At 63.6% G+C, this 12,608-nt stretch carries 7 protein-coding genes; 6 read left to right on the top strand and 1 reads right to left on the bottom strand.

Features of this window, described 5'->3' with window-relative positions:
* Window positions 1-165: 165 nt before the first annotated feature.
* From FHW96_RS15265 to purQ, 6 genes are all read left to right on the top strand, one after another.
* Window positions 166-3,123 (top strand): pitrilysin family protein, encoded by a 2,958-nt coding sequence (locus FHW96_RS15265; RefSeq protein WP_172341433.1) that lies wholly within the window; start codon window positions 166-168, stop codon window positions 3,121-3,123.
* 160 nt (window positions 3,124-3,283) lie between these two features.
* Entirely contained in the window at window positions 3,284-4,474 is a 1,191-nt protein-coding gene (locus FHW96_RS15260) for an efflux RND transporter periplasmic adaptor subunit (RefSeq protein ID WP_253950991.1), read from the top strand.
* An 18-nt stretch (window positions 4,475-4,492) separates the two neighbouring features.
* Window positions 4,493-7,651, top strand: coding sequence for an efflux RND transporter permease subunit (locus FHW96_RS15255; protein ID WP_172341432.1), 3,159 nt, complete (start codon window positions 4,493-4,495; stop codon window positions 7,649-7,651).
* On the top strand, window positions 7,648-9,075 hold the full coding sequence (locus FHW96_RS15250; protein WP_172341431.1) for an efflux transporter outer membrane subunit: 1,428 nt from the start codon (window positions 7,648-7,650) through the stop codon (window positions 9,073-9,075). Before FHW96_RS15255 ends, FHW96_RS15250 begins: the two co-directional genes overlap by 4 nt.
* A 147-nt stretch (window positions 9,076-9,222) precedes the next feature.
* Window positions 9,223-9,453, top strand: coding sequence for a phosphoribosylformylglycinamidine synthase subunit PurS (purS, locus tag FHW96_RS15245; protein ID WP_168604598.1), 231 nt, complete (start codon window positions 9,223-9,225; stop codon window positions 9,451-9,453).
* 3 nt (window positions 9,454-9,456) lie between these two features.
* The gene (gene purQ / locus FHW96_RS15240) at window positions 9,457-10,128 is read left to right on the top strand and encodes a phosphoribosylformylglycinamidine synthase subunit PurQ (protein ID WP_172341430.1); all 672 of its coding nucleotides are present in this window, start codon (window positions 9,457-9,459) and stop codon (window positions 10,126-10,128) included.
* 43 nt (window positions 10,129-10,171) lie between these two features.
* Here purQ and FHW96_RS15235 read toward each other — a convergent pair whose 3' ends face one another.
* Window positions 10,172-12,562: a bifunctional diguanylate cyclase/phosphodiesterase gene (locus tag FHW96_RS15235; protein WP_172341429.1), complete on the bottom strand. Its 2,391-nt coding sequence runs from the start codon at window positions 12,560-12,562 to the stop codon at window positions 10,172-10,174.
* Window positions 12,563-12,608 lie beyond the last annotated feature (46 nt).

Raw genomic sequence — 12,608 nt, 5'->3', positions numbered from 1 at the left:
CATAGCGCTTGGCCGGAAACCAATATGCCTTATCGGCATCGCGCATGACCATCTCCGGATAACAACGACACTGGTAAAAACACGCCTTGCGCGCCCCCTCGGCAAGGCGCGATCCGCGACAAATGTCCGCTTTCCCTGCACGCCAATCCCTTTTAGCATGGCGCCATGAAGCAGCTTCGTCATCGCCTTGTTCTGACCGCCCTTTTGGGAGTCGCGCTCCTGCCGCTCGCCTCACATATCGAGGCAAGGACAGGACCGACGGCGGGGCACGCGGCGCATCAGGCCATCCCGGCCGTCTGGACATTTCAAAAGAGCGACATCACGCCCGATCCGGCCTATCGCTTCGGGCGGCTGGCCAATGGGATGCGCTATATCCTGCGCCACAATGAAACGCCCAAGAACGAAATCGCGGTGCGGATGCGCTTTGATGTCGGCTCGCTGGACGAAGGCGAGAACGAGCGCGGCTTTGCCCATTTCGTCGAGCATATGGCGTTTCAGGGCAGCACCCATGTCGCGCAGGGCGAGATGGTGCGCCTGCTCGAGCGCAAGGGGCTGGCCTTTGGCGCGCATACCAACGCCTTCACCACCTATGAGACGACGACCTATCACCTCGACCTGCCGCGCAACACGCCTGATCTGATCGACACGGCGCTGATGCTGATGCGCGAAACAGCGGGCGAACTGACCATCTCGCCCGAGAGTGTCAGCAATGAGCGCGGCGTGATCCTGTCGGAAAAGCGCGACCGCAACAGCTGGCAATATCGCGAGGCGCAGGACCGCTACGCCTTTGTCGACCCCAAATCGCGCTATCTGCAACGCAGCCCCATCGGCACCGAGGAGACGCTGGGCGGGGCCACGGCCGAGGCGCTGCGTGCATTCTGGCGGCGCAATTATGTGCCGGAAAAGGCGGTTCTGGTGATGGTGGGCGATTTCGATGTGGCCACCGTCGAGGCCGAAATCCGCGCCCGCTTTGGCGACTGGGCGCCCGCGCCCGCCGCGCCTCAACCTTCGGCAGGGCCGATTGACGGGGCCGATACGGGGCGCAATTCGGTCTATCTCGACCCTTCGCTGTCCGAACATATCACCATCACCCGGCGCAGCGCATGGCGCGACGAGCCTGACACATGGGCCAACCGCCGCAAAAGTCTGGCCACCACGGTGGGCTATGCGATCATCAACCGGCGGCTCCAGCGGCTTGCGCGGCGGCTCGATCCGCCTTTCCGGGCAGCGCAATTCGGCACGAATGATATTTTCCACGCCGGACGCGATACCGCGATCAACGTCGATTCCATCGACGGGCGCTGGCGCCGCGCCCTGACCGCTGCGACAACCGAGGTGCGCCGCGCGATGGAGCAGGGCTTTACCCAGCGCGAGATCGACGAACAGGTGGCAAACCTCAACAGCCTTGCCGAAACGGCAGCGGCCCGTGCCGAAACGCAGGGCAGCGTGGCGCTGGCCAATGCGGCGCTGGGCATGTTGCGCGGGGGCACGATCCCCTCCGATCCGGCGACCAACATGGCTTTCCTCAAGGCGCAAACGGCGGGACTGACGCCCCAACTCGTGCTGGCCGCAGTCAAGGCCGATATGGCCACGCTCGACAATCCGCTGATCCGCTTTACCGGGCGGCGCGCACCCGAAGGCGGGGCCGAGGCCATCCGCACCGCTTGGAACGAGGCTTCGACCACCCCCCTGCCCACGATCATGGAGCCTCCGCCTGCACCCTTTGCCTATACCGATTTCGGCGCGCCGGGCCGCGTGGTCGAGGACAAGCGCGAGCCCAATTTCGGCATCCGCCAGATCCGCTTTGCCAATGGCGTGCGGCTGAACCTTAAACGCACCACGCTTTCGCGGCAATCGGTGCTGGTGCATATGGCGATTGACGGGGGGCAGATGCTGGCCACCAGCGACAATCCGCTGGCGGTGGAGATGACCGCGATGATGGGCACAGGCGGGCTTGGCAAACATACGCTGGACGAGATGCAGTCGCTGACTGCGGGCCATATCGTCAGCCTTGGCCTGACGGCGACGGGCGACAGTTTCAACGCATCGGCGGGGACGCGGCCCAAGGATCTGCTGCTCCAGCTTCAGATGATGGCCGCGCTGATCACCGATCCGGGCTATCGGCAGGAGGGTGAGAACATCTTTCACCAGAATGCCAACACGATGTTCCTGCGTCTGCGCGCCACGCCGGGCAGCGCGCTGCAAAGCTCGATCGGGGGCATTCTGTCGGACAATGATCCGCGCTTTACGCTGCAACCCGTCAGTGCCTATCGCGGCCTGACCTTTGCCAAGCTGAAGCGCGATATTACCGAGCGTTTGCAGCATGGCGCCATCGAGATCGGCCTGGTGGGCGATCTGGACGAGGAGGCCGCGATTGCCGATGTGGCACGCACCTTTGGCGCGCTGCCCACGCGCGAGGCCGAGTTTCGCAAATATGACGACCAGCGCAAGCGGCCCTTCACCACGCAGCGGGGGGATCGCGCACTCACCCATACCGGGCCGGCGGATCAGGCGCTGATCTATGACGTTTGGCCCACGCGCGATGATCGCGACCCGGCGGAAAAGCAGGTGTTCAACATGCTGCAACGCGTGCTGCGCATCCAGTTGACCGAGACGCTGCGCCAGAAACTGGGCCGTTCCTATTCGCCCAGCGCCAGCAGCGATCTGAGTCGGGTGTGGCGCGATTACGGCACTTTCGCGGTGTCCGCCTCGGTCGATGTGGGCAGCGTGGATATGGCCAAGCAGGCGATTGACGAGGCGGTGGCGGCGCTGGCCAAAACGCCGCCTTCGGACGATCTGATGTTACGCGCACGCCAGCCCTTGCTGGAAACCATAGACAACACGCTCCATACCAATGGCGGCTGGCTGGGCATCGTCGCGCTGGCGCAGAGCGAGCCCGATCAGATCGAGCGGCAGGTCCACGCTGCCGAAAGGCTGCGCGCCGTAACGCCCGAAGCCGTACAGACTCTTGCCCGGCGCTATCTGAACGCGTACGATGCGGTGCGGATCACGGTCCTTCCCGCCACCGCTTCGGACATTCCGCAAGGGCCGCCCCAAACAGCAAAGCTGGGCACAACGCATGAGGGCGCTTTTGTTTCCCGCACTGAAGCAGCCGGGTTATAATTTTCATGATCGGTGGCAAACTGAGCCAAAAAGCGTATGCCTTGCGACAAATAATTACCCTTTTTCCGACATTCTGCTCCTTTGGCACCCTTGACGTTTGCGGCGTGTGACCGGAAAGCCGCAAGCTATAGAACGATTGTATCAGTACCGGGGGCCTTTCATGTTTCATAGCCGTCGCCTTGCCTCCCTTGCGGGTGGGCCTGCCATGCTGGCTGTCAGCCTTGCGCTGGCGTTGTCCGCGTGTTCGGGGGCCCCGCAACGCGACAAAAAGACCCCGCAGGTCGGCTTTTCGCAGGTCACGCTGACCGAGGTTCCGCTCGAAATCGAGCTGCCGGGCCGCACCGCGCCCTTCCGTCAGGGTCAGGTCCGCCCGCAGGTGTCGGGCGTGCTGATGCGCCGCCTGTTTACCGAAGGGCAACTGGTGCATCAGGGCCAGCCCCTGTATCAGATCGACCCCAGCGTCTATCGCGCCGCCGCCGATCAGGCCGCCGCCAATCTGGTCAGCGCGCAGGCCAGCGCAGAGGCCGCCAAGGTCAAGGCCGACCGCTACAAGCCGTTGGCGCAGGATCAGGCCGTGGCCCAGCAGGACTACACCGACGCCGCCGCCGCCGCGCGCACCAGCGCCGCCTCGGTAGCACAATATCGCGCCGCGCTTAATGCGGCCAAGGTCAACCTGCGCTTTACCACCGTTCCCGCGCCGATTACGGGCCGCATTGGCCGCTCGCTCTATACCGAGGGTGCGCTGGTGACGGCGAACCAGACCGATCCGCTTTCAGTGATCTCGACGCTGGACCCGATCTATGTCGATATTCAGCAGAGCAGCGCCAGCCTGATGAAGCTGCGCAAGGAATTTGCCGATGGCGGCATCAAGGAAGTCGGCAAGGTCAAGCTGATCCTTGAGGACGGCAGCGAATATCCGATTCCGGGCACGCTGGAATTTTCCGAAGTCACGGTCGACACCGCCACCGGCACAGTCGCGTTGCGCGCCAAATTCGCCAACCCCGACGGCACGCTGCTGCCCGGCCTGTTTGTGCGTACCCGCGTGTCGCAGGGCAAGCAGAGCAAGGTCGTGCTGGTGCCGCAGGGCGCGCTGAGCCGCGATCCGCGCGGGGGCGCCACGGTGATGGTGCTGGGCGCGGGCAACAAGGCGGAAATCCGCAAGGTGACCGCAGACCGCACGATCGGCGATCAATGGGTGGTGACCGATGGCCTGAAACAGGGCGACAAGCTGATCACACAGGGCCTTGGTAAGATCCGGCCGGGTCAGGTCGTGGTCGCCGTGCCGGACAGCACGCCGCAGGGGATCAAGGCCCACGACAAGTCCTCAGCCCAAAAGCCCTCCGCAAAGTAAGAGACGGGAAAAAGCGTCATGTCGCGCATCTTTATTGACCGTCCGATCTTTGCATGGGTGATTGCGATCATCATCATGCTGGCCGGTATCGCCGGGGTTTCGACCCTGCCGGTGCAGCAGTTTCCGGACATTGCCCCGCCTCAGGTGAACATCAACACCACCTATCCGGGGGCGTCGGCGGCCATTCTGGAAACCAGCGTCACGCAGGTGATCGAGCAGCAATTGACCGGCCTTGACGGGCTGCTCTATTTCTCCTCGACATCGAGTTCATCGGGGCAGGTGTCGATTTCGGCAACGTTCGAAAAAGGCACCAACCCCGACATCGCCCAGGTGCAGGTGCAGAACAAGGTGCAGCAGGCCCTCTCGCGCTTGCCCACGGTGGTGCAGCAGCAGGGCGTGCGCGTGACAAAGTCGAACCCCGACTTCCTGCTCGTGGCCTATGTGGCCGACACCTATGACCGCACGACAAACATCGACGTTTCCGACTTTCTGGCAAGCCGGTTGCAGGAGCCGATCGGGCGTATCGAAGGCGTGGGGCAAACCAACGGCTTTGGCGCACAATATGCGATGCGCGTCTGGATGGACCCGAACAAGCTGGCCGCCAATCAGTTGATGCCTTCCGACATCATCACCGCAATCACCGCCCAGAACGCCGAAGTGGCGGCGGGCGAAATCGGCGCGGTCCCCTCGCCTGCCGGTCAGATGCTGGACGCCACCGTGACGGCCCAGTCGCGCCTGACCAGCCCGGCCGAATTTGCCCAAATCGTCGTGAAGAGCGCCAGCAGCGGCGCGACGGTGCGCCTGTCGGACGTGGCGCGCATTGAACTGGGTTCGGAATCCTATGGCGTGGTCAGCCGCGTCAACGGCCATCCGGGTGCGGCGCTGGCCATCTCGCTGGCGCCGGGCGCGGACGCTCTGGCCACGGCCAAGCTGGTCAAGGCCAAGTTTGCCGAACTCTCCAAGAGCTTCCCGCAGGGCTACACCTACGGCTTTGCCAATGACTCGACGCGCTTCATTTCCAAGTCGGTTGCCGACGTTGTGGAAACGCTGTTCGAGGCGATCATTCTGGTCGTGATCGTCATGTTCGTGTTCCTGCAAAGCTGGCGCGCCACGCTGATCCCGGCGATTGCGGTGCCGGTGGTGATGCTGGGCACTTTCGCGATCTTTGCGGTAGCGGGCTATTCGATCAACACGTTGACGCTGTTCGGCCTTGTGCTAGCCATCGGCCTGCTGGTCGATGACGCCATCGTGGTGGTAGAAAATGTCGAGCGGTTGATGGCCGAAAATCCGGGCATGACCCCGCGTGAGGCGACCATCGAATCGATGAAGGAAATCTCCATCGCGCTGATCGCCATCGCGCTGGTGCTCTCGGCGGTGTTCATGCCGATGGCTTTCTTTGGCGGCTCGACCGGCGTGATCTATCGCCAGTTCTCGCTGACCATCGTTTCGGCCATGGCGCTCTCAGTGGTGGTGGCGCTGGTGCTTTCGCCCGCGCTGACCACGACGATCCTGCAAAGACCCGAGGATGAGGATGAAACCTCGCTGATCGGGCGGGCCAGCCATTGGATGCGGGTCAAATTCGAGCGCTATTTCGGGCGCCTGCTCGAATGGTATCACCCCAAGGCGAGTTGGGCCGCGACGCATAAGCGCATCCCCATTCTGGCCTATGGCGTAGTGCTGGTGGCGCTGGTCGTGCTGTTTGTGCGGATGCCCACGGGCTTTCTGCCCTCGGAAGATCAGGGCATGGCCCAGATCAGCTTCCAGTTGCCCGCCGGCGCCACGCTGGAGCGCACGCAGGAAGCGCAGTTGGCCATCGAGAAATATTTCCTCCAGCATGACAAGAAGAACATCGACGCCGTGCTGGTCGTGGCGGGCGGTGCGCAGGGCGGCGGCAGCGGCCAGAACGCGGGTCGCGGTTTCGTCTCGCTGACCGATTGGGACCAGCGCAAGGGCACGGAAAATTCGGCCGAAGCGATCACCCGCCGCGCCACGCAGGCGATCAGCGGCGGCTATCGCGATCTGGAATTCTATGCGTTGCAACCGCCCATCGTGCGCGGTCTGGGTCAGGCAACCGGCTTTACCGCCGAAGTGCTCAACAGCGGCGGCATGGATGCCGAGGCCTTTGGCAAGCTGCGCGATGAAATTCTGGCCGAAGCGCGGACCCTGCCTCAGCTCTCGAACGTCCGTCTGACCGGCCTGCCCGATCAGCCGACGCTGAAAATCACCACCGACACGGCCAAGCTGGCCGCGCTGGGGGTTGCGCCTTCGGATGTGAACACCACGCTGGCTGCTGCATGGGGCGGACGCTATGTCAATGACTTCGTGGATCGCGGGCGTGTGAAGCGCGTCTATGTGATGGGCGATGCTGAATTCCGCTCGCGCCCTGAGGATCTGTCGCAATGGCAGGTCCGCAACAGCAGCGGCAAGATGGTGCCTTTCTCGGCCTTTGCCAGCTTCAGCTGGAGCAAGGCGCCCAACGCGACCTATCGCTTCTCCGGCACGCCCAATTTCGAAGTCTCGGGCCAATCCTCGCAGGGCTATTCCTCGGGCGATGCGATGAATGCGTTCGAGGCTCTGGTCGCGCAATATCCCGATGTGTCGATCGCATGGTCGGGCGCCTCCTATCAGGAACGCCTGTCCTCGGGTCAGGCGCCGCTGCTCTATTCGGTGTCGCTGATCGTGGTGTTCCTCTGCCTTGCCGCGCTGTATGAAAGCTGGAGCATTCCCTTTGCCGTGCTGCTGGTCATTCCGGTGGGTCTGGTCGGGGCGGTGGCGCTGGTCACACTGCGGGGGCTTCAGAATGACGTCTATCTGCAGATCGGCCTGACGACGACGATGGGTCTTGCGGCCAAGAACGCGATCCTGATGATCGAATTTGCCGAACAGGGTGAAAAGGCGGGCAAGGACCCGATCACCGCGGTGCTGGACGCGGCGCGGATGCGGTTGCGCCCGATTCTGATGACGTCCTGCGCGTTCATCTTCGGCGTGCTGCCTCTGGCCATTGCCACGGGCGCTGGCGCCAATGCGCGCATCGCCATCGGCACTTCGGTGATCGGCGGCATGTTGACGGCAACGGGTCTGGCGATCTTCTTCATCCCGCTGTTCTTCGTGCTGGTGCGGGGCGGTTTCCGTCAGTTCCGTCGCAAGAAAGCCGACGATCAGGGAGTGGTGGCATGAAGAACCTTTCCCTGATTGCGGCTCTCGCTCTTGTGGTGGTCCCGGCAGGACTCGAAGCTCGCCCGCGCGCCGATCAGCCCGCTGATCCGGCTCCTCTGCCGATCCCCGCCGCATGGCCCGAGGGTGAAGCCTACGTCCTGCCCGGCGATGCGGCGCTGCCGTCTTATTCCTATGCGCAGGTTCTGGCAGATGCGCGTCTGGTCAAGGTGATTAACCTTGCTTTGGCAAAAAATCAGGACCTTGCCGTGGCGATTGCCAATATCGAAACAGCGCGCAACCAGTATCTGGTGCAGCGCGGCGCGCTGTTCCCGGAAATCGACGCCAATGGCGGCTTCACCCATGCGGGCGGCGATGGCACCCGCGTGGCCGGGGCCACCACCAAGGGCGATTCGGCCAGCGCCACCGGCACTTTGGCCAGCTATGAGGTCGATCTGTTCGGGCGCGTGCGCGGGCTTACGGCGGCGGCCAAGGCGACCTATCTTGCCAGCGAAGCCGGATCGCGCGCGACGCGCCTGACGCTGATCGCCAATGTCGCCAATGGCTGGCTGACCTATGCGGCGGACAGGAGCCTGCTGAAACTGGCGCAGGATACGGCGGCCAGCGCAGAAAAGAGCGTGGCGCTGACCAAACGGCGGGTGGATGGCGGGATTGGCCTGTTGGCCGATCAGCGCAAGGCGGAATTGACGTTGCGCACGGCGCAGGCCGATGTGGCGGCCCAGACCAATGCCGTGGCGCAGGATATCAACGCGCTGCGCCTGCTGGTGGGCGATGATGTACCGGGCGATCTGCTGCCCGCCTCGATTGACGATGCGGCGGGGCATCTGGCGCCGGTCGCGGCAGGGCTCGATTCGTCGATCCTGCTGCGCCGCCCTGATGTGGCGCAGGCGGAATTCTCGCTGCGTTCGGCCTATGCCAATGTCGATGCCGCCCGCGCGGCGCTCTATCCCAAGATCACGCTGACGGGCGTGGCGGGCGTGGCCACCACCGCGCTCTCCAGCCTGTTTTCGCCCACGAATTTCGCATGGGGCCTGACCTCTGCGGCCTCGTGGCCGATCTTTAAGGGTGGGGCGGCCAAGGCATCCTATCGCGTCAGCCAGGCCCAGCGCGACGCCGCGCTCGCCACCTATCGCAAGACTGTGCAGAACGCTTTTGCCGACGTGGCCAATGTGCTGGCGCGACGCGGCACGATTGAGGCGCAGGTCGAGGCGGTGCGCGCCGGGCGCGATGCGGCGTCCGACAATTACCGTCTGGTCAACCGCCGCTATGAGGGCGGGATCGGCACGTGGCTCGATGCGTTGACCGCGCAGCAATCGCTCTATTCGGCGGAAAAGACGCTGGTCTCGGCGCAATATACGCGGGCCAGCAATCTGGTCGGCCTCTATCGCGCGATTGGCGGGGATAGCGCCGCAATTGCACGGCGTTAAGCGGATCAGGGGCTTTTTGAGGCCAAAAATGCCCCCTACCCCTTGGCTTTTACGCCATTGCGCGCCATAGGCGGGGCCGATTCTACCATGATGCATCATCGGTGCATCGCACCCAATCGGGTGCCATAACAGAAAGGCCGCCCAGCGATGAAAGTGCGCGTTTACGTCAGCCTCAAGAACGGGGTGCTCGATCCGCAGGGCCGCGCGATCCACCATGCCATCGAAGGCCTTGGCTTTTCGGGCGTTTCCGACGTCCGCGCCGGCCGTTTGATCGAGCTGGAAGTGGACGAGACGGTCAGCGATGCAGCGCTTGAAGAAATGGCGCAAAAGCTGCTCGCCAATCTGGTGATCGAGAACTACCGCATCGAGAGGGTGTAAGCCATGCGTTCGGCAGTCATCACGTTCCCCGGATCGAATTGCGACCGTGACATGGCCGTGGCCGTCGAGCAGGTCTGCGGCGGCGAGGTTCACCGCGTCTGGCATGGCGACGCCGCCCTGCCCGAGGGTCTGGACTTCATCGCCCTGCCCGGCGGTTTCTCCTATGGCGACTATCTGCGCAGCGGCGCAATGGCAGCCCGCAGCCCGATCATGCGTGCCGTGATCGAGGCGGCCGGGCGCGGCGTCAAGGTGTTGGGCGTGTGCAACGGCTTTCAGGTGCTGACCGAGGCAGGCCTGCTGCCCGGCGCGCTGATGCGCAATGCGGGCATCCGCTTTGTCTGCCGCGAAGTGAAGCTGACGGTGGAAAACAACACCAGCGCCTTCACGCATCGTTACCTCAAGGGTCAGACGATCACGATCCCTGTGGCGCATCACGACGGCAATTTCTTTGCCGATGATGCGACGCTTGACCGCCTCGAAGGCGAAGGCCGCGTGGCCTTCCGCTATGCCGAGGAAGTCAACGGCTCGGCCCGCAACATCGCGGGCGTGCTAAACGAAGGCGGCAATGTGCTGGGCATGATGCCCCACCCGGAACGCTTCATCGAGGCGGCGCAGGGCGGCATCGACGGCCGCGCGCTGTTTGAAGGCGTGACCAAGGCGCTGCTGAGCGCCTGATCGATCGGGCCTAAACCTTTAGAAGGGCGGGTTGGCCAGGCGGTCAGCCCGCCCTTTCTTCTTGGGCAACAGGCACCGGGCGGGTGCCGAACAGATCCTGCACTTCTTCCACCCCGCGCGCATCGCCATAGGCCAGCCCCTGAAGGCGGCGACAACCTAATTTACAGGCGATTTCCAGCTCTTGCGGGGTTTCCACACCCTTGGCGATAGTGATCATTTCCAGACTGTCGGCAATCGCTACGGCCGCACGGATCATCGCCATGCTTTCCGCATTGCCCGAAGCCGCGCCCTTCATCAACGCCCGGTCCAGCTTGATCGCATCGAAACGCATTTCACACAGGATCGCGACCGAAGCCTGACCCGCGCCGAAATCGTCCAGAATTACCGAACAACCCAACGCCGTCAGCCGTTCAATCGTGGCGCGCGCCAGTGCGGGATCGCGCTGAAACAGGCTCTCGGTCACCTCGATCTCCAGCCTTTGCGGCGCCAGATTGCTGACCGCCAGCGCGGTGACGACGTGATCGATAAAGGCCGGGTCCAGCGCCTGCTTATCCGAAACATTGACCGAAACGCGCAGGTTTCCGGGCCATTGCGCGACCTGATGGCAGGCTTCTTTCAACACCCATGCGCCAATCGGCAGGCTCAGACGTGTGTCCTCGGCCAGCGAGAGGAAACGGTCGGGCGAAACCCGGCCCAGCTCCGGGCTGTTCCAGCGCAGAAGGGATTCAAAACCCACCAGGCGCTCGCTGCGCGCATCAACCACGGGCTGATAGAACATCTCGAATTCCTGCCGCTCAACCGCCGCGCGCAGGGCCTCTTCCAGCCATGCGCGGGCCTCGGCTTCGGCGCGCAGCGCTTCGTCAAAGGCCGAATGCATGCCGCGCCCGTTGCGCTTGGCGCGATAAAGCGCAAAATCGGCATTGCGCATCAGCGCAGGCACGCTGCCTCCATCGACCGGGCCGAACGCCGAGCCCACCGAGGCGCCAATCGTCAGTTCATGACCATCCACGAAATAGGGCTGGGAAAGATCGGCAATGATCGCCTGCGCCAGACGGGCCACCAGTGTGCGCTCATTGGCCTGACGCAGCACCACGCAAAATTCATCGCCGCCAAGCCGCCCACAGAGCGAATTGTGCGTCATCAACACTTTGAGCCGTTCGGCCACCTGGCTGAGCAGTTGATCGCCTACCGGATGGCCCAGCGTGTCATTGACCGCCTTGAACCGGTCGAGGTCGATCATCAGGAACGCGCATTGCCCATCGCCTTCACGCGCGGCCACCAGCGCATTTTCCAGTGCATCGATCACCATCATGCGATTGGGCAGGCCGGTCAGCGTATCATAACGCGCCAAATAGGCGATCTTTTCGCTGGTTTCCTGCTGTTCGGTCACATCCGAGGCGACGCCACGAAAGCCCATAAAGGCCCCCACATCGTCAAAGCGCGGCGCGCCCGACAGCGACCAGTAGCGCCGCGTCCCTTGCACCATCACCCGCACCAGCAGGTTCGAGAAACTTTCGCGCGCCTTGAATTTTTCTTCCAGTTCCATCAGGCCGGGGATCGTGCCGCGCTCGATCCCGCGCCCCTCGCCCGAGCGCGGATCACCGCCCGGCCCCAGCAGCAGCGAGAGAAAGCCCGATCCCTCGATCTCGCTGGGCGCCATGCCCATCGCTTCGGCAAAACGGGTCGACACCGCACGCACCCGGCGCTGGGCGTCGGTCTGCCACAGCCAGTCGGCCTCATCCTCGTCAAATTCGCGCAGCAGCAGGCTGACCACCTCATTGCGTTCGGCCATGCCCGCCACCGCAAGGCGCGAAGCCAGAAAATGACGCGACGCCTCGATCGTGCCCAGCGCAATGCTGGCCACAAACAGCGCGGCGACGCCCGCCATGCCGGGCTGAAGCAGCGTGAAAAAGCCCACCACCGAACCGCAGCCGACAATCGTGGAAAACAGCAGGGTGGACAAAGGCACCGTCGGCACGATCACCGCCGAGACGGTCATCAGCATCGCCAGCACGGTCCAGAATTCATAGCGCAGATGGACCGGCGCCTGCGGCAGGAAAAACAGCAGCGGTGAGGCCCAGACCATCGCATTGATAATCGTGCCCATCGCCTGGCGGCGGAATTCATTGCTGGACATGCCGCGCCGGTCGGCGTCGCTCAATTGCCCTTCGTTGCGTACGCTATAGGTTAACGAAGCGCACAAAGCCCCCAACCAGCCACCGATCATCGGATGGCTGACATAGGGCGCAAACAGCAGGACCGAGACAATCGCGGCCAGCGCCTGCGCCCAGATGCGCGCGCGCGCCACCAGCGCAAGCTGAGAATATTGCAGCCCGCGCAGGCGCGCCCATTCCTCCGAGCCTTGGCCGGACAGGCCCAGCACCGACCAGATGCTCAGTTCGCCAATTGCGGGGGAGGAAATCGCGTGAGTCATTGCAGTGAAACCTACGCTGCAATGCCTATCGCCATGTGTAATGGAT

It is taken from the genome of Novosphingobium sp. SG751A (assembly GCF_013149295.1).
In the GTDB taxonomy this organism is placed as follows: Bacteria; Pseudomonadota; Alphaproteobacteria; order Sphingomonadales; family Sphingomonadaceae; genus Novosphingobium.
Note: the sequence above shows the minus strand (reverse complement) of the source record. Positions and strands in the feature narration are given on the sequence as shown.

Bases quoted from the DNA above. Each gene is read 5' to 3' on its own strand.
- FHW96_RS15265 (WP_172341433.1), top strand. From the start codon at position 166: ATGAAGCAGCTTCGTCATCGCCTTGTTCTGACCGCCCTTTTGGGAGTC.
- FHW96_RS15260 (WP_253950991.1), top strand. From the start codon at position 3,284: ATGTTTCATAGCCGTCGCCTTGCCTCCCTTGCGGGTGGGCCTGCCATG.
- FHW96_RS15255 (WP_172341432.1), top strand. From the start codon at position 4,493: ATGTCGCGCATCTTTATTGACCGTCCGATCTTTGCATGGGTGATTGCG.
- FHW96_RS15250 (WP_172341431.1), top strand. From the start codon at position 7,648: ATGAAGAACCTTTCCCTGATTGCGGCTCTCGCTCTTGTGGTGGTCCCG.
- purS (WP_168604598.1), top strand. From the start codon at position 9,223: ATGAAAGTGCGCGTTTACGTCAGCCTCAAGAACGGGGTGCTCGATCCG.
- purQ (WP_172341430.1), top strand. From the start codon at position 9,457: ATGCGTTCGGCAGTCATCACGTTCCCCGGATCGAATTGCGACCGTGAC.
- FHW96_RS15235 (WP_172341429.1), bottom strand. From the start codon at position 12,562: ATGACTCACGCGATTTCCTCCCCCGCAATTGGCGAACTGAGCATCTGG.